Source organism: Bartonella sp. AC70YNML (assembly GCF_042196545.1).
GTDB lineage: Bacteria > Pseudomonadota > Alphaproteobacteria > Rhizobiales > Rhizobiaceae > Bartonella.
Genome location: NZ_JBHIQK010000007.1, coordinates 32,375 through 50,797, shown reverse-complemented (window position 1 = coordinate 50,797; position 18,423 = coordinate 32,375). Strand labels below are relative to the sequence as shown.

Here is an 18,423-nt window from a genome sequence, read left to right as displayed (position 1 = left end):
TATGATATTATCTAAGATAAGATCGCTTAATATTCAAAAGTTTATTTCTTACGTTATAAGTGAACCTTTTGAGGGTATGTTTATAAATTTATCTCAATAAAAAATAATATTTCCATACAAAATGGGAGAAAATCTATGTATATCTGGTTATCAGAGCAAATAGGTGTATCTGCGGCAAACATAACGATAAGCTTTTTGATTTTTTTAATAACAATCGCAGCTATTACCATAATTATCGTATTTTTACGCCGTTTAAATACAAGAAGATTCAACATTAATAGAAAAAAAAGCCTATCGCGATTAGCATTATGTGAAGTAATTTCTATAGATCGAGCACGCCGCCTTGTTTTAATCCGTTGCGATAATAAAGAACATTTGCTCCTTATTGGTGGATTAACAGATATGGTTGTAGAATCCGATATTACCGGTACATCCAAAATACAAAAGAGAGAAACACACACACATCTAAATTCCACCTCTACAGAAAGAAACGATATATCGGATAAAAGTCCCTCTCCTTTTACGAATCAAGCGGTAAAAGATTCAGCCATCACCGCCGAAATTGAGGGGCGGCAAGAACCATCTTTATTCATTCCTACCCCTCAAAAATAAAAATATACAATTTTATCACCACGAATTTCGTTTGTTTATCATCTTAATAACCTTACCTTAATCATCGCGATAAACTCTTTCACGTCGTTCGTGACGTTCTTGCGCTTCCAATGACAAAACGGCTATCGGCCGAGCCTCAAGACGCTTTATACTAATGGGTTCGCCGGTTTCTTCACAAAAACCGTATGTCCCATTATCAATGCGCTCTAAAGCAGCATCTATTTTTGAAATAAGTTTCCTCTGACGATCACGAGCACGTAATTCGATTGTACGATCAGTTTCACAAGAAGCCCGATCAGTCAAATCGGGTTGACCAACATTCTCTTCCTGCAAATTTTCCAAAGTCTCACGAGCTTCTTTTAATATATCATTCTTCCAAGAAACCAATTTAGCACGAAAATACGCCTTTTGCCGCTCATTCATAAAAGGCTCATCTTCACTAGGGCGATATTGACCATAAATCTCTTCGCTCATGCAATAAAAAACCTCCACATATGCTATGTGCGGTCTATATATTGTGCAATACCCATCAACACAAGAGTAAAATGTTTTTTCATAACAATCGACGAATATATTTAAATGTACTGTTTAGATTTGATCACTTTATTTATGTAGATTGAACTCTTGATTAAATCTCATCCAGAATCATTTTTCTCGCTTATTGAAAAACCTTAAAAAGAAGGAAATCAGATATCAGAGTCATCCCTCCCCTACTCTCTACATTGTTTAAAATCTAAATGAAGCAACAATAAATCATTTCATCAATGCAAAAAATAAAATCTTTATAAAGGCAAAGTGTGATATTCACGTTTCAAATACATCAAAGCATCTTTTTCTTTATTACAGTTAATTGCAACAACCTCACCAATCAAAACACAATGAGTTGCGTGTTCGTGCCAACAAATCAAACGACAATCAAACGACGCTAGAGCGTCTGAAAGACTAGGCGCCCCCGTTTGCAAAGCTCCCCATTGAGCAACATCAAAACGCTCATTTTGTGTAGAATTGCAACGCCTCGAAAAAACATCCGCTAATGAGCGATGTTTTCCTGCCAAGCTATTAACACAAAAATTTCCATTCTCCATAAATACCTGATTCTTTAAATTATGACGCATAAGACAAACAAGAAGGGTTGGAGGATTATCAGATAAAGAACAACACGCCGAAACAGTCACCCCGCGTCTTCCCTTAATACCATTTGTTGTCACAATATGCACAGCTCCTGCAAAAAGACTCATGGCGTCTCGATATTCTTGGGAAGAAACCGCAATAGTATGTTTATGTTGAAGTTCAGGCATCAAATATGTTTTATGATTCGACATATCTTTCACTTATAAAGCTTTAAAATTTCAAGCGATCTTTCCATAAAAAGACCTATAATACATATTTTTTCTTTTCCGTCATAACACAAAAAATATTTGTGTATACACAGCGATATGATAAAAACTGCCAATCTAAGGAGATTTTAATGCCCCATGCTCATCTCATTTCGCCTTCTCTCTTGGCTTCTGATTTTTCTAAACTTGGACAAGAAATGTTAGATGTTATTGATGCTGGTGCAGATTGGCTTCATCTTGATATTATGGATGGGCACTTTGTTCCTAACATCACCTTTGGTCCTGAAATCGTCAAAGCTCTGCGCCCATTAACAAAAGCAATATTTGATGTCCACCTGATGATCGCACCAGTAGACCCTTATTTAGAAGCTTTTGCAAAAGCAGGTTCAGATATTATAACTATTCATGCTGAAGCAGGTCCACATCTTCATCGTTCACTCCAAACAATCAAAAAAATGGGGAAAAAAGCAGGAATCGCACTCAATCCAAGCACCCCTGAACATATGCTTGAATATTTGCTTGATCAATTAGATCTCATTCTCATCATGACGGTCAATCCCGGTTTTGGTGGACAAAGTTTTATTCCAGAAATAAAAGATAAAATTAAGCGCGTTAAAAGCATGATTGCAAACCGCCCTATTGACCTTGAAGTTGATGGTGGTATCACCGTTGATACAATTGGGATAGCTGCAAAAGCTGGTGCAAATGTATTTGTCGCAGGCTCTGCAATTTATAAAGATGGAAATAAAGAGCTTTACAAAACACGTATTAGTGCATTGCGCCAAGCCGCAATCCTCTCACAACAAGGAAAAAAATAATGATCGCACGTTATTCCCGCCCTGCAATGGTAACAATTTGGTCTCCCGAAACAAAATATCGTATTTGGTTTGAAATTGAAGCCCATGCCTGTGATGCCCTTGCTCACTTAGGGATTATTCCGAAAGAAGCCGCCAAAGTCATTTGGGAAAAAGGGGCAGCAGCTAAATTTGATGTCAATCGCATTGATGAAATTGAAGCAATTACCAAACATGATGTTATCGCATTTCTAACCCACCTCGCTGAATTCATTGGACCAGAAGCACGTTTTATCCACCAAGGTATGACATCATCTGATGTTCTCGATACAACGCTGAACATTCAATTGATGCGTGCGAGTGATATTTTGCTAGAGGATATAGATCAACTTCTTGAAGCATTAAAAAGACGTGCTTTTGAGCATAAAGAAACAATCACCATTGGGCGGAGTCATGGCATTCATGCTGAACCGACAACTTTTGGAATCAAGTTTGCTCTTGCATACGCTGAATTTTCCCGTTGTCGCAAACGTCTTCTTGCCGCACGAGAAGAAATTTCTACTTGCGCGATTTCAGGAGCTGTAGGAACTTTTGCTAATATCGATCCACGCGTTGAAGAACATGTAGCAAAAGCCTTGAGGATGCGTGCTGAACCGGTTTCCACCCAAGTAATACCAAGAGATCGTCATGCTATGTTTTTTGCAACACTTGGTGTTATTGCTTCCTCTATTGAAAGGCTAGCAATAGAAATACGCCATTTACAACGAACAGAAGTTCTTGAAGCAGAGGAACATTTCTCACCTGGGCAAAAAGGTTCATCGGCAATGCCTCATAAACGTAATCCAGTTTTAACAGAAAATTTAACTGGACTAGCCCGTATGGTACGTGCATTTGCACTCCCGGCCATGGAAAATGTAGCTCTTTGGCATGAACGTGATATTTCCCATTCATCTGTTGAGCGTTATATTGCTCCAGATGCGACGATTACACTTGATTTTGCTCTTTCTCGCCTCACATCTGTCATTGAAAATCTCATTGTCTATCCAGAAAATATGCAAAAAAATCTCAATAAATTCCGCGGTCTTGTTCACTCACAACGGGTTCTTTTAGCACTCACACAAGCAGGGATTAGTCGTGAAGATTCTTATCGGATTGTACAACGAAATGCGATGAAAGTTTGGGAACAAGGAAAAGATTTTTTAGAAGAACTCCTCAACGACAAAGATGTTACCAAAGCTTTAAGTGAAGAAGAACTTCGCGAAAAATTTGATCTTTCTTACCACACCAAACATATAAATACGATTTTTAAACGTGTTTTTGAAGAACAATAAAGCGACATAGAAAACCAAAATCCATTCCACCTATGATCAAAAATCTGTTGTAACAAAGAAAACAATTCATGAAAGCAAATCAACTCGATATTCTTATTGTTCCTGGCTACAAAGGATCTGGTCCAGATCATTGGCAAACACGCTGGGAAAAAAAATTGTCGACAGCCCGCCGCATTGAACAACTCCATTGGTCAAAGCCTGTTTGTGAAGAGTGGGTTAACAAAGTTAAAACCGCCATCGCAAAAGCTCAAAGGCCTGTTATGCTTATTGCTCATTCATTAGGAGTTCCCAGTGTTATTCATGCAACTGTACAAAATACAGAAAAAATTTGTGGCGCTTTCTTTGTTGCACCTCCAGATGTCGCCAATGAAAAAATACGTCCCAAACATTTAATGACATTTGGCCCCTATCATCGCCAAAAGCTTTCTTTTCCTTCTATTGTCATAGCCAGTCGCAACGATGAGTTTTGTCAATTTTCAGTAGCAGAAAAAATTGCCAATGATTGGGGATCACTCTTTGTTGATGCTGGGTATTCTGGCCATATTAACGCAGAATCCGGACACGGACCTTGGCCTGAAGGGCTTATGGTCCTCTCTCACTTTCTTGCAAAAATTTGATCCAAAAGAGATGATCTTCTTTCTCATCGCTTATGTATCTTCACCTTTGGATAAACGTGTAATGACAAAAATTATAAAAGTATCATAGCAATATCATTGAGAAATTCTATCAATTAGGATAGTATCATTTATCAATGTTATTAAAAACCTCTCAAGATAAATAGAGAATCATGATGAATCGTCGCCACCGTATTTATGAAGGCAAGGCTAAAATTTTATATGAAGGACCTGAACCAGGGACTTATATTCAGTTTTTTAAAGATGATGCAACTGCCTTTAATGCAAAAAAACATGAAATTATCGATGGAAAGGGGGTTTTAAACAACCGAATTTCGGAACATATTTTTAGCCATCTTGGACGTTTGGGCATCCCAACACATTTTATCAAACGTATAAACATGCGCGAACAGCTTATTAAAGCGGTGGAAATCATTCCGTTGGAAGTTGTTGTTCGCAATGTTGCTGCCGGCTCTCTTGCTAAGCGTTTAGGACTGGAAGAAGGAACCCTGCTTCCGCAATCCATCATTGAATTCTACTATAAAAATGATTCTCTCGATGATCCTATGGTAACGGAAGAACATATCACAACTTTTGGGTGGGCTGTCCCACAAGAGATAGAAGATATCATGCAACTTTCAATTCGTATTAATGATTTTCTTTCTGGGCTTTTTGCCGGTGTTAACATCCAATTAATTGATTTTAAAATGGAATTTGGTCGCCTGTGGGAAGATGAAACAATGCGCATTGTTCTTGCTGATGAAATCTCTCCTGATTCTGCACGACTATGGGATATGCACACACAAGAAAAAATGGATAAAGACCGTTTTCGTCGTGATATGGGTGGGCTTATTAATGCCTATCAAGAAGTTGCCAAACGTCTTGGTATTATGAATGAAAATGAACCTACACGACCAAGTGGTCCCGTTCTCGTAAAATAAAAACAAGGTAAAATATTATCACCTTATATAAATACCCCCTCTTCAAAGGAGAGGTTCTTTTAACAACAGGAAGCAAAAAATGAAAGCACGCATTACAGTTACTTTAAGAGAAAGCGTTCTTGATCCACAAGGAGAAGCAATTGTTGGTGCTTTAAAAAGTTTAGCTTTCGAGGGCATTCATTCCATTCGTCAAGGAAAGGTTTTTGATATTGTTCTTGATGATCTACCTTCTGAAAGCGCAAAGAAAAAACTTAACCAGATGTGTGAAGAGTTACTCGTAAATACTGTCATCGAAAATTATACAATCGAACTTCTTTAAGTGGAACGCTCATGAAAACTGCTATCATTCAACTTCCTGGATTAAATCGTGACCGAGATATGATTGCAGCATTACATCATATAACGGGAGTTGAACCACTAAAAATTTGGCAAACAGAAACAACAATTCCAGATGTAGATGTTATTATTATTCCTGGTGGTTTTTCTTATGGCGACTACTTAAGGTGTGGCGCTATTGGAGCGCGAACCCCTATCTTAAAGGCCATTCGTGAAAAAGCACAAGAAGGGACTACAATAATAGGGATCTGTAATGGATTTCAAATTTTGTTGGAAGCTGGATTATTACCCGGTACTTTAATGCGTAACGCTTCTTTAAAATTTGTTTGTCGTGAAATCAAACTTGAAGTCGTTAACGCCAAGACAAAATTTTCTCGATATTATTCTAAAGGACAAATTATTCGTTGTCCCGTTGCCCATCACGATGGGAATTATTTTGTTGATAGTGAAACATTAAAACAAATGGAAGATAATCAACAAATTGTTTTTCGTTATGCAGAAAATACAAATCCTAATGGCTCAATAAAAGATATTGCTGGTATTGTTAATAAAGCTGGTAATATTCTTGGTATGATGCCTCATCCTGAAAACTTTATTGAACCCGCTCATGGAGGTGTTGACGGTCGTTTACTTTTTCAAAGTGCTTTAGAGTTAGCAAATGGATGATGCCGAAAAATTCTTGTGCTCCATAATTATAAAAAACAAAGGTCTATATCTTGCGTCGTAAATCCATGAACGGAATTATTCACAAACAACAATGGATATTATTTTCTAAATACATAATTATTTAAGATCGTTTTTGGTCTTAAATCCCATCAAACAAACGAACAAAATCTTCAGCTTACGGTCTATGAATATTTTTATTATTAAACAACATTATTGCTTATAATAGCTGCTAGATAGAAACTAAAATGCTAAATTTCAGTTAATTTAACGGATAAATACTCATGAAGCCTTGCGATAACATCACTATTACACCAGAGCTCATTGCACAACACGGGCTAAAAGAAGATGAATATCAACGTATCCTGACGTTAATCGGTAGAGAGCCAACATTTACTGAACTAGGAATTTTTTCTGCAATGTGGAACGAACATTGTTCTTATAAATCCTCTAAAAAATGGCTAAAAACTCTTCCAACAGAAGGAAAGTGTGTCATTCAAGGGCCTGGTGAAAATGCTGGCGTTGTTGATATTGGTGAAGGGGAATGTGTGGTTTTTAAAATGGAAAGCCATAACCATCCTTCTTATATTGAACCTTATCAAGGTGCAGCAACAGGTGTTGGTGGTATTTTACGTGATGTCTTCACAATGGGAGCCCGTCCTGTCGCCGCTATGAATGCATTGCGATTTGGCGCTCCTGATCATCCACGAACACGCCATCTTGTTTCCGGTGTTGTTTCTGGTATTGGTGGTTACAGCAATGCTTTTGGCGTTCCAACGGTTGGTGGAGAAGTAAATTTTGATGAGCGTTATAATGGCAATATCCTTGTTAACGCTTTTGTAGCCGGTATTGCAAAGACAGACGCCCTTTTTTATTCTAAAGCGCAAGGCATCGGACTCCCTGTTGTTTATCTTGGGGCAAAAACAGGGCGAGATGGTGTCGGTGGAGCAACAATGGCTTCTGCTGAATTCGATGATTCAATCAGTGAAAAACGTCCAACCGTTCAAGTCGGTGATCCTTTTACAGAAAAGTGTCTTCTTGAAGCATGTTTAGAGCTCATGGAACTTGGAGCTGTGGTTGCTATTCAAGATATGGGAGCTGCAGGTCTCACCTCTTCTGCCGTTGAAATGGGTGCAAAAGGCAATCTAGGAATACAGCTTAATCTTGATGCAGTTCCCGTTCGTGAAGAAAACATGACAGCCTATGAAATGATGCTTTCTGAAAGCCAAGAGCGTATGCTCATGGTTCTTAAACCAGAGTTAGAAAAGCAAGCAGCAGCAATTTTTCATAAATGGGGGCTCCATTTTTCCATTATTGGAAAAACAACCAATGATCTACGTTTCCGTGTATTTCATCAAGGGAAAGAAGTTGTTAATCTTCCCATCAAAGAACTTGGTGATGAAGCACCTGTTTATGACCGTCCTTGGAGTGAACCTGCAAAAAAAACACTCCTGAAAACAGAAGACGTCAAAAAAGTTAACAATCTTGGTGATGCGCTTTTGAGCTTATTGAATTCTGCTGATCAAAGTTCACGACGATGGATTTATGAACAATATGATACCCTTATCCAAGGAAATAGCCTTATCCGCCCAGGAGGCGATGCAGGCGTTATCCGTGTAGGCAACAATAGCAAACGTGCTCTTGCTTTTTCTTCTGATGTAACACCTCGCTATTGTGAAGCAGACCCTTATGAGGGAGGAAAACAAGCTGTCGCAGAATGTTGGCGAAATATTAGTACGACAGGTGCAACGCCGTTGGCTGCTACAGATAATCTCAATTTTGGTAACCCTGAAAAACCTGAAATTATGGGACAACTGGTCTTGGCTATTAAAGGGATAGGGGAAGCTTGTAGAATCCTCGATTTCCCTATCGTTTCAGGCAATGTTTCTCTTTACAACGAAACAAATGGAGAAGCTATTCTTCCAACCCCTACAATTGCTGGTGTAGGACTTCTTGGTGATTGGTCTAAAATGGTAACAATAAAGGGGATGCAAAATGGAGATTATATTGTTTTAGTGGGAGATTGCGGTTCTCATTTAGGACAATCAATCTATGCGCGAAACATTTTAAATATTGATGCAGGTGCCCCCCCTCACGTAGATTTACAACTTGAAAAAAAGCATGGTCAATTTGTTCGAGATGTCATACATCGTGGTTTTGTTCACGCCGCCCATGATCTTTCTGATGGAGGATTAGCGATTGCGCTTGCAGAAATGGTCATTAAAGCAGGTAAAGGGATCAAAACAAAATTAAGCAACCAATCACCAGAACATGCAGAACTTTTTGGAGAAGACCAAGGACGTTATCTTTTAGCAGTCAAACCTGAAGCACTCAATAGCCTTAAAGAGCTCGCACAAATAAGTGCAGTTTCTTTAATAGAGCTAGGTAACGTTGCAGGTGATGCACTTGATATAGATGGAATACTAAAACTTTCTATAGACAAACTCACAAAAGCCTATGAAAACTGGTTTCCACAATTTATGGGTGAAGAGTAAAAATTGTTTTTTCTCTTAAACAGCCTTTATAAAAAAATGAATAACATAGGAGAATAATGATGGCGATGAGTGCCCATGCAATTGAAACGCTTATTCGTGAAAGTATTCCTGATGCTATTGTAATAGTTCGTGATCTTGCTGGAGATGGAGAACATTATGCTGCAGAAGTTATTTCTGAAAGTTTTCGTGGTAAAACCCGTGTTCAACAACATAAAATGGTTTATGATGCCCTTAAAGGCAATATGGGAAATGACCTTCATGCCTTAATGTTGCAAACAAATATTCCAAAATAATCTAAAATTTCTTCTTGCATTCACACATTTAATACGATTAAAAACAGTATGAATATAAATTACACACTGATAAAAATCTGAAATATCGAGGGATAAAAATGACCACTGTTCATGATTTTATTGACAACGAGATTAAAACAAACGACGTCATTTTATTCATGAAAGGAACACCTGACGCTCCGCAATGCGGGTTTTCAGGACAAGTTGTTCAAATCCTTGATTATTTAGGATTGAATTATAAAGGGATTAATATCTTAACTTCTAACGAATTGCGTCAAGGGATTAAAGATTACTCGAATTGGCCAACAATTCCACAGCTTTATATCAAAGGTGAATTTATCGGAGGCTGTGATATTGTTAAAGAGATGTTTCAAAACAATGAGTTACAGGAACTTTTGAAAGAAAAAAATATTCCCTGCAATCAATCATAGGTATCTTTCATTTTATTCAGACTCTTAAAAAGAGCTGTTTTCAGACGAAATTTTTATTTCAAGGATGCCATATGTCATATTCACTCAATGAACAAACACATAGTGATGCGATTAGAAAAAAAATTGGCTATAAAGAATTTGTTGTTCTTATTGCTTCTCTCATGGCTATTAACGCTATAGCTGTTGATATTATGCTGCCAGCTATGCCCAACATTTTAGACGGCTTAAATGTTCTTAATGAAAATGATCAACATTATATCATTTCGAGTTATCTTATTAGCTATGGTATTGCTCAAATATTTTTCGGTCCCATAAGCGATCGGTATGGACGACGTAAACTTATCCTTATTGGTCTTGCTTTTTATTCATTTACGGCGATTGGCTGTGCCTTTGTAACTGATTTTTCTCTCTTACTTATTTTGCGTATCTTGCAAGGTATTGGAGGAGCTGCTATGCGGGTTCTTACAGTTTCCGTCGTACGTGATCTTTACAGTGGTCGAAAAATGGCAGAAGTTATGTCTATTGTTATGATGGTTTTTCTTGTTGCACCAATGGTTGGTCCCGCAACAGGACAGGTCATTTTACTACTCGGACATTGGCAATATATTTTTATTTTCATGGCAATGATTGGTTTCGGGCTGATGATTTGGATTCAATTCCGCTTGCCTGAAACACTTCATGAACAACGCCCTCTTTCCTTTTCTTCAGTCAAACACAATTTATGGATTGTTGTGACAAATCGTACAACACTTTGCTATACACTTGCAACTTCTATCATTTTAGGGTGCATTTTTATTGCTGTTAATACATCACAACAAACCTATGAAGGAATTTATAACTTAGGCTTTTGGTTTCCTATCGCATTTGCCATCGGTGCTGCATTTCAGGCTTTCTCATCATTCATGAATTCTCGACTTGTCGGACGTCTTGGAATGAGACGTATTGCTCATACTATGCTTTTGCTCTTTTGTGCCACTTCATGCATTTGGTTTATTGGCTCCATCTTAGCAGGTGGTGTTATCCCTTTTCCTTTTTATATGACGTTATATTGTATATTAATGTTTACCTGTGGTGGCATTATGGCCAATTTCAATACACTCGCTCTCGAATCTGTAGGCGAAATTGCTGGAACAGCATCTTCTGTATCCGGCTTTCTTCAAACATCTATCGGTGCAGGACTTAGCTTTTTTATTGCCCAACAATTTGATGAAACAACCATCCCAAACTCAGCAGGATTTTTCTTTCTGAGCCTCACTGCCATACTTCTTGTTTTATGGGCTGAACGTGGTCATCTTTTTAGGCAATATCATAATAACCCTAACGAATAAAGACTGCTTTATGAGACAATTAATAATATCTCTCTTGAACAATAAGGAAATGCCTATAATATAAAATAGGACACTCTTGTGCTGAACATTCACATGTTTGTTTTAAAAATAAACTTCTCAAATCATTTCACGACAACATTCATGAATGATATAAGGTTAAAAAAACAGTGAACTGTATAAAATCATTGAAAAGCAGTATCTTTACTTAATAAAGACGCAAATCGTCATCATAATACTATTCCCAGTTTCCAAAAATATAATCACTGATTAAAAAACAAACATACCTATTGTTGCAATAGCTCTTATATTTCAAACGGTCTATAAGAAATATTTTTATTCTTTTCTTCAATAGTTTTTATGCACACAATCCCCCCCTCATCTTATGACATGCAAGCAAATATTTTTTACTGATTTAACCTAAACAAGACAAAAATTAAGAAAAAAACTCACACTTTAGGTCTTTCTTTCACTATAAAAGTGATACGTTATCTTTATAAATCAATATATTGCATATCATAAAGTCATACGGCACTTTCCCGTTTATAAAATAAATTTAATTGATAAATTTTCCCGATTTTGGAAATCCCCTTGGAACCAAACGCCCGACGCCCGCACGCGTTCCCATCCATTCAATGAGATCATCAGCTTGGCGGTTAAAGATTCGATCAGCTGTATCTTGCCAACTTAAACCTTCTGATAAATTAAAAGTTTTGGCATCAACAATGCCACCCTCTTTGTAACGCTGTAAACGAACACCTTTACCACGATTCATTTCTGGTATTTGTTCAATAGAAAAAATAAGCATTTTACGGTTTTCACCGACCACAGCAACATGATCACCATTTACCGGAACACAAAGTTTCACCTTATCAGGAGATTTGACATTCATCACTTGCTTTCCTTTTCGTGTATTGGCGATCACTTCTGAAGCAAGGACAATAAAGCCATTTCCATGAGACGAAACCAAGAGCAATTTTCCCTCTGCATGATGCACAAAAGCTGTAAAAATATCGTGCTCATCGTCCATATCAACTAAAAGACGAATAGGTTCACCATGTCCCCGCCCTCCAGGTAAACTATTTGCACCAATAGCAAAAAACTTTCCCCCCGTACTGATCAGCACAATCTTGTCGGTCGTAAATGCTGGAAAGGCTAACTTTAAACTGTCTCCTTCTTTAAAAGAAAGTGCTTTATAATCGTTTAAATGCCCCTTTAAAGCACGCACCCACCCCTTTTCAGAAATAACAATAGTAACCGGTTCTTTTTCGATCATTGCTTGTTGAATATCATCAAGATCATGTCTTGGTGCCTCTTCAAACGTCGTACGTCTTTTCCCCAAGAGTGTTTCAGGACCAAAAGTGTTTCGAACTTTTTTGATTTCTTCTGAAATTATTTTCCACTGTTTTATAGGAGAAGCTAACAAATTCTTTAGCTTTTCTTTTTCAGCTTTCAAACTTTCAAATTCCTTACGAATTTCAAATTCCTCAAGCTTACGTAAAGAGCGCAAGCGCATATTAAGAATAGCTTCTGCTTGATTTTCTGTTAATTCAAAACGACTGATAAGCTGCTTTTTAGGTTCATCCTCTTCACGAATAATCTTAATGACCTCATCGAGATTTAAATAGGCAATAAGATATCCATGGAGAATTTCCAATCGGCTATCAATTTGATCAAGCCGATAATGAGAGCGACGAATAAGCACTTCTTGACGATGTTCAAGCCATTGATGCAAACTTTCTCGCAAAGAAAGGACATTGGGTATTTTTCCCAAAGACAAAACATTCAGATTAAGGGGAAATCTTACTTCAAAGTCAGTCAATTTAAAAAGAGACTCCATAAGGAGCTCCGGATCAACCGACCGATTTTTAGGAACCAGCACGATTCTGATATCTTCTGCTGATTCATCTTGGATATCCTCAAGCATTGGTAATCGCCGAGCAAGCAGTAACTCTGCTGTTTTTTCAATAAGACGTGACTTTTGAATCTGATAGGGAATTTCAGTCACCACAATCACATAAGAACCACGGCTACCAGATTCCTGATGCCAACGTGAACGCAAGCGAAAAAAACCCCGACCAATACGATAAGATTCCTCAATACTCTTTTTAGGCTCAACTAAAATGCCACCAGTTGGAAAATCAGGACCAAGAACGAACTGATTTAATTCCTCATCATGTGCATCGGGATGTGCAATTAAATGGAGCGCCGCATCACAAAGCTCAGCAACATTATGGGGTGGAATAGATGTTGCCATACCAACAGCAATCCCTGATGAACCATTTGCTAAAAGATTAGGAAAAGCCCCAGGCAAAACAACGGGCTCTTCATCTTCCTCATTATAAGTTAAACGAAAATCAATGGCGTTTTCATTAATACCTTCAAGCAACAATGCTGCCACTTCAGTCATCCGTGCTTCCGTATAACGCATGGCAGCAGCATTATCACCATCAATATTGCCAAAATTGCCTTGTCCATCAACCAACGGATAACGAACTGCAAAACTTTGAGCCAAGCGCACCAAAGCATCATAAATAGATGCATCCCCATGAGGATGAAATTTTCCCATGACATCACCGACAATCCGCGCACATTTCGCATAAGACTGTCCAGGATTTAGTTTGAGAAGCCGCATCGCGTGAACAATCCGCCGATGGACAGGCTTCAACCCATCACGCACATCAGGCAATGCACGGTGCGTAATCGTAGAAAGCGCATAAGCCAAATAACGTTCCTGTAAAGCAGAACGTAATTCTATTGGCTCAATATGTTCTTTATCAAAAGGTAAATTCATTTTATCAGACATAATATTAGAACAAAAGTTCCCACAATAATAAAAAGTTATTTTATAGGATTTATTTAAAACAACCCTTTATGAGTCGACTTTTTTATTAAAAGTCAACGACATAAAAATAAGTGCTGCAATTAAAACATGAACAGAAAATTATATCAATTTGAAAAATTTATACATGTTCTTCCCTCTTGTCCTAAGCAGTATATGAAAATACTTCATACATTATCGAAAACTTTTTAAATATCCTCTTTAAGTGATAAATAACAAAGAAAGTAAATCATTTTTTCAGTGTTAAATAGAGAAACTGACATTTTCAAAATAAATAATATATTGATATATAAAGATAATTAATTTTTTTACAACTTAAATGAAACTCCAGAATATTGTAGAATTCTCTCATTTCTTACAATCAATCAATCACAAACATTTCCCCGCTTATCATAAGCGGAAAAGCTTCTATATGAAGAAAGGAAGAAAAATACCTCTTATAAACCCATTTGCTTACAAGAACTATCAATAATTGAAATCTAGAAAGTAAAACGGTGATTATTAGTAAAGATAGTGCTACACAACGATTTTTATATCACTCATGAGGCTTTTATAGTTATACCTTTCATACGAAAAAGCATCGTAAAACACAATTGACAGCATTGAGAGATATTTTTTTAAAAATAATACCCTCATAAAAAATCAAAACAACAGCATTTTTTGTTTATCTCAATTTTTACAAATAGTACACACACTGACCCCATAGAGAAGCATCAACGCTTCACTTTATGTAGAAAGATGACAACAATCCACAACCAACTTTATGAACTATTTTTATGAGTATGAGCCATGCGGATTCCTAAATCACGTAATTGTGTAGGAGAAACCTCAGACGGAGCACTCATCAAAAGATCAAGTGCTTGTTGATTCATAGGGAATAAAGCAACTTCACGCAAATTTTTAACACCTTGCAACAGCATAATGATGCGGTCGATTCCCGCAGCCATGCCACCATGTGGCGGAGCCCCATAATGGAATGCACGATAAAGACCACCGAAACGATCTTTCACAACTTCCTTAGAAAGTCCTACAAGTTCAAAAACTTTAAGCATCATTTCTGGTAAGTGATTACGAATTCCACCTGATGCAATTTCATAACCATTGCAAACAAGATCATATTGAAAAGCTTTAATAGTAAGAGGATCTTGACAGGCAAGGGCATTTTCTCCCCCTTGAGGCATGGAAAAAGGATTATGTCCAAAATCAATCTTTTTTTCATCTTCATTCCATTCAAAAAATGGAAAATCAACAATCCACGCCAAAGAGAAACTATCTCTATCAAGAAGATCTAATTCTTCCCCTACCTTTGTGCGTGCTGCTCCAGCAAAAGATGCGAATTTTTTAGGGTCTCCAGCTACAAAAAAACAGGCATCCCCACTTTCAAGCCCAAGCTGTATACGGATTGCTTCAGTCCTCTGTTCACCAATATTTTTGGCGATAGGCCCTGCTCCTTCAAATTTTCCTTCTTCTTCACGCCAGAAAATATAGCCAAGTCCTGGTTGCCCCTCGCCTTGTGCCCATACATTCATACGATCACAAAAAGCACGACTTCCACCCGTTTTAGCTGGAATAGCCCACACTTGTGCATTCTCATCATTCGCTAAAATTTGAGCAAAGACTTTGAAACCAGAATTATAAAAATGCTGAGAAACATCTTCCATAATGATCGGATTACGCAAATCAGGCTTATCAGAACCATATTTTCGCATTGCTTCATCATAAGAAATGCGAGGAAAGCTTTGTGTCACAGTTTTTCCATCCGCAAATTCTTCAAAAATAGAACGCATAATAGGTTCCATAGTTGCTAAAACATCTTCTTGCTCAACAAAACTCATTTCAACATCTAATTGATAAAATTCACCAGGAAGACGGTCGGCCCTTGGATCTTCATCTCTAAAACATGGAGCAATCTGAAAATAACGATCAAAACCTGACATCATCAACAATTGTTTATATTGCTGTGGCGCTTGCGGTAACGCATAAAATTTTCCCTGATGAACACGACTTGGAACTAAAAAATCACGCGCCCCTTCCGGCGATGAAGCTGTCAAAAGTGGCGTCGTAAATTCCGTAAAACCATTATTTTGCATAGCCCGTCTCATAGCTGCAATAATTTCAGTCCGACGCATGATATTTTTGTGCATAGTCTCCCGACGCAAATCAAGAAAACGATATTTTAATCGAATATCTTCTGGATAATCAGGCTCACCAAAAACCGGTAAAGGAAGCTCATCAGATTTTGAAAGAATTTCTACCTCTTGTGCAAAAATTTCAATCTCACCTGTTGGAAGCGTTGCATTAATAACCTCATCAGAACGAGCACATACCTCCCCATCCACACGAATAACCCATTCAGAACGCACTTTTTCAATAACTTTAAAAGCTGGTGAAGCAGGGTCAGCAACAATTTGTGTGATTCCAAAATGATCACGTAAATCCACAAAAAGAATCCCTCCATGATCACGAACACGATGAACCCATCCTGAAAGACGAACTTGTGTTCCTACATCACATCTACGAAGAGCCGCACAATGATGACTGCGATAACGGTGCATGTTTTTTGCCTTTGATTATAATATTCACATGCGCTACAAACGCTTTTTAATAACCATTTGTCAAGATATGAGAATAAAAACTCAGAAATAAAGTCAATAAAGCACAAATTTAATTTATCGAATTATAATAAAATGATGAATCTTATTACAAAAACAACAGATCTTAAAATTGCACTTAACGCTCTACGTACCTCTGATTTTGTAACTGTCGATACTGAGTTTATCCGCGAAACAACTTTTTGGCCTCAACTGTGTTTAATCCAGCTCGCATCACCAGATGTCACAGTTTTGATTGATCCCATAGCACCAGATATTGATTTACAACCATTTTTTGACCTTATGATCGATAAAAAAGTTGTAAAAGTTTTTCATGCTGCGCGCCAAGATATTGAAACAATTTATCACCTTGGAGGTGTTATTCCCTCCCCTCTCTTTGATACGCAAATAGCAGGATCAATTTGTGGATTTGGTGATTCTATCTCCTATGATCAAATTGTACAACGCTGCACAGGGCATCATCTTGATAAATCCTCCCGCTTTACAGACTGGAGTTGCCGACCTTTATCTGAAAAACAACTGCTCTACGCACTTGCCGATGTAACTTACTTAAGAGATGTTTACCTGTTATTGAAAAAACGGTTAGAAAAAAATCAACGTGCTCACTGGATGGACGATGAAATAACAATCCTTTTAAATCCTAAAACCTATGACATGCCAGAAGATGAAGCATGGAAAAAAGTGAAAGGACAAATTAAAAAGCCACGTGAACTTGCTGTATTACAAAAGATAGCAGCTTGGCGTGAACGTGAAGCACGAAAATACAATATGCCACGTCGTCATATTATAAAAGATGAATGTCTTATAGAAATAGCAATCCAACAACCAAAAGATGAATCTGCATTAAAACGGTTACGCAGTCTTAATAAGAATTGGGATAAATTCTCAATTGCTCAATCATTAATCAAAGCTGTCCACGAAGGATTAGAGGTGGATCTTTCCACTTTACCCCCCATTCCTAAACATAATCCACTCAATGATACGACAGCCGCTGTTATCGATCTGCTCAAAGTGTTATTAAAAATTGTTGCAAATGAAAACAGCATTGCCCCTAAAATTATTGCAACATCTAATGATTTAGAAAAAATTGCCAATGGAGGAATAAAGAAAAATATTCCCGCTATGAATGGCTGGCGCTATGAAATATTTGGTCAAAAAGCCGAACAACTGCTAAAGGGCCAGATAGGTTTTTACTTTCACGATGGGAAAATAAGCACAAAACAGCTTTAATTTACATTTACATTTTTATTTTAAAAAATCCATTACGCTACTCATTATCTACATCAATTGGTATGCCCTATAGGCCAATGCAAACAGGATAAATAAAGCCTACTTCTGATAAAGTTAAAAAATTAAATAGTGAACTCTTATTAAAATGACAGCTAAATCTTTATCATTTCAATCAAATAGCAATCCTATTAAAAATAATCTAAAAAAACAGACAGCCCCTTATTTAAAAGCTTTAAAAAGAAAAAGCTCTGATAATAAAAGCGCATTCATTACAAAAATAGCAGCCTAGCAATAGGAAAAAACAAAGATATAATGCCTCACGTCACCATATCGTATAAAAAAACTACCGAGATTGCAATCTAACAATCAAAAACGAGCCAGCATAACAACTAAAATACCTAACAAAGACAATATATTGATTTATAAAGATAATCTAGCGTTATTTATATTGAATTAGAACTCCGAATATCGTAGGATTCTCTCATTTTATCTCAATAAGAATCATAAAGTATCACATAAGAAATTATATGATAAAGCGCTGTTTTTTATAGATTAAGCATCTTACAC

At 37.2% G+C, this 18,423-nt stretch carries 17 protein-coding genes; 13 read left to right on the top strand and 4 right to left on the bottom strand.

What is annotated here, in order from left to right; all coding sequences use genetic code 11:
• Positions 1 to 135: 135 nt before the first annotated feature.
• A complete protein-coding gene (locus tag ACFIMU_RS06005; RefSeq protein WP_375695815.1) occupies positions 136 to 612 on the top strand; it encodes a hypothetical protein in 477 nt (158 codons plus the stop codon).
• A gap of 57 nt (positions 613 to 669) precedes the next feature.
• Here ACFIMU_RS06005 and dksA read toward each other — a convergent pair whose 3' ends face one another.
• Both dksA and ACFIMU_RS05995 read right to left on the bottom strand, forming a co-directional pair.
• On the bottom strand, positions 670 to 1,086 hold the full coding sequence (gene dksA / locus ACFIMU_RS06000) for an RNA polymerase-binding protein DksA (protein ID WP_375606631.1): 417 nt from the start codon (positions 1,084 to 1,086) through the stop codon (positions 670 to 672).
• A 308-nt stretch (positions 1,087 to 1,394) separates the two neighbouring features.
• Positions 1,395 to 1,934 (bottom strand): flavin reductase, encoded by a 540-nt coding sequence (locus tag ACFIMU_RS05995; RefSeq protein WP_375606632.1) that lies wholly within the window; start codon positions 1,932 to 1,934, stop codon positions 1,395 to 1,397.
• A 146-nt stretch (positions 1,935 to 2,080) separates the two neighbouring features.
• Here ACFIMU_RS05995 and rpe point away from each other — a divergent pair, with 146 nt between their 5' ends.
• From rpe to ACFIMU_RS05945, 10 genes are all read left to right on the top strand, one after another.
• Complete coding sequence (gene rpe, locus ACFIMU_RS05990; RefSeq protein WP_375614533.1) at positions 2,081 to 2,767, top strand: ribulose-phosphate 3-epimerase; 687 nt, start codon at positions 2,081 to 2,083, stop codon at positions 2,765 to 2,767.
• Complete coding sequence (gene purB, locus ACFIMU_RS05985) at positions 2,767 to 4,074, top strand: adenylosuccinate lyase (protein WP_375606722.1); 1,308 nt, start codon at positions 2,767 to 2,769, stop codon at positions 4,072 to 4,074. The genes rpe and purB overlap by 1 nt, the downstream gene beginning before the upstream one ends.
• A 68-nt stretch (positions 4,075 to 4,142) precedes the next feature.
• On the top strand, positions 4,143 to 4,691 hold the full coding sequence (locus ACFIMU_RS05980; protein ID WP_375606634.1) for an RBBP9/YdeN family alpha/beta hydrolase: 549 nt from the start codon (positions 4,143 to 4,145) through the stop codon (positions 4,689 to 4,691).
• Between the two features lie 173 nt (positions 4,692 to 4,864).
• The gene (gene purC / locus ACFIMU_RS05975; protein ID WP_375696900.1) at positions 4,865 to 5,629 is read left to right on the top strand and encodes a phosphoribosylaminoimidazolesuccinocarboxamide synthase; all 765 of its coding nucleotides are present in this window, start codon (positions 4,865 to 4,867) and stop codon (positions 5,627 to 5,629) included.
• Positions 5,630 to 5,708: 79 nt separating this feature from the next.
• Positions 5,709 to 5,948, top strand: a complete 240-nt coding sequence (purS, locus tag ACFIMU_RS05970; RefSeq protein ID WP_375606635.1) for a phosphoribosylformylglycinamidine synthase subunit PurS — start codon at positions 5,709 to 5,711, stop codon at positions 5,946 to 5,948.
• 11 nt (positions 5,949 to 5,959) lie between these two features.
• Entirely contained in the window at positions 5,960 to 6,631 is a 672-nt protein-coding gene (gene purQ, locus ACFIMU_RS05965) for a phosphoribosylformylglycinamidine synthase subunit PurQ (RefSeq protein ID WP_375606636.1), read from the top strand.
• 281 nt (positions 6,632 to 6,912) lie between these two features.
• Positions 6,913 to 9,123: a phosphoribosylformylglycinamidine synthase subunit PurL gene (purL, locus tag ACFIMU_RS05960; RefSeq protein WP_375610460.1), complete on the top strand. Its 2,211-nt coding sequence runs from the start codon at positions 6,913 to 6,915 to the stop codon at positions 9,121 to 9,123.
• 59 nt (positions 9,124 to 9,182) lie between these two features.
• Positions 9,183 to 9,416: a BolA/IbaG family iron-sulfur metabolism protein gene (locus tag ACFIMU_RS05955; RefSeq protein ID WP_375606724.1), complete on the top strand. Its 234-nt coding sequence runs from the start codon at positions 9,183 to 9,185 to the stop codon at positions 9,414 to 9,416.
• Positions 9,417 to 9,514: 98 nt separating this feature from the next.
• Positions 9,515 to 9,847 (top strand): Grx4 family monothiol glutaredoxin, encoded by a 333-nt coding sequence (grxD, locus tag ACFIMU_RS05950; protein WP_375606638.1) that lies wholly within the window; start codon positions 9,515 to 9,517, stop codon positions 9,845 to 9,847.
• Between the two features lie 71 nt (positions 9,848 to 9,918).
• Positions 9,919 to 11,175 (top strand): multidrug effflux MFS transporter, encoded by a 1,257-nt coding sequence (locus ACFIMU_RS05945; protein ID WP_375609375.1) that lies wholly within the window; start codon positions 9,919 to 9,921, stop codon positions 11,173 to 11,175.
• Between the two features lie 553 nt (positions 11,176 to 11,728).
• Here ACFIMU_RS05945 and parC read toward each other — a convergent pair.
• A complete protein-coding gene (parC, locus tag ACFIMU_RS05940) occupies positions 11,729 to 13,978 on the bottom strand; it encodes a DNA topoisomerase IV subunit A (protein ID WP_375608316.1) in 2,250 nt (749 codons plus the stop codon).
• Positions 13,979 to 14,775: 797 nt separating this feature from the next.
• The gene (aspS, locus tag ACFIMU_RS05935; protein WP_375696894.1) at positions 14,776 to 16,569 is read right to left on the bottom strand and encodes an aspartate--tRNA ligase; all 1,794 of its coding nucleotides are present in this window, start codon (positions 16,567 to 16,569) and stop codon (positions 14,776 to 14,778) included.
• A 132-nt stretch (positions 16,570 to 16,701) separates the two neighbouring features.
• On the opposite strand from aspS, the gene rnd reads away from it, so the two are divergent.
• Both rnd and ACFIMU_RS05925 read left to right on the top strand, forming a co-directional pair.
• Complete coding sequence (rnd, locus tag ACFIMU_RS05930) at positions 16,702 to 17,856, top strand: ribonuclease D (RefSeq protein WP_375686555.1); 1,155 nt, start codon at positions 16,702 to 16,704, stop codon at positions 17,854 to 17,856.
• Between the two features lie 145 nt (positions 17,857 to 18,001).
• The gene (locus ACFIMU_RS05925; protein ID WP_375606643.1) at positions 18,002 to 18,145 is read left to right on the top strand and encodes a hypothetical protein; all 144 of its coding nucleotides are present in this window, start codon (positions 18,002 to 18,004) and stop codon (positions 18,143 to 18,145) included.
• Positions 18,146 to 18,423 lie beyond the last annotated feature (278 nt).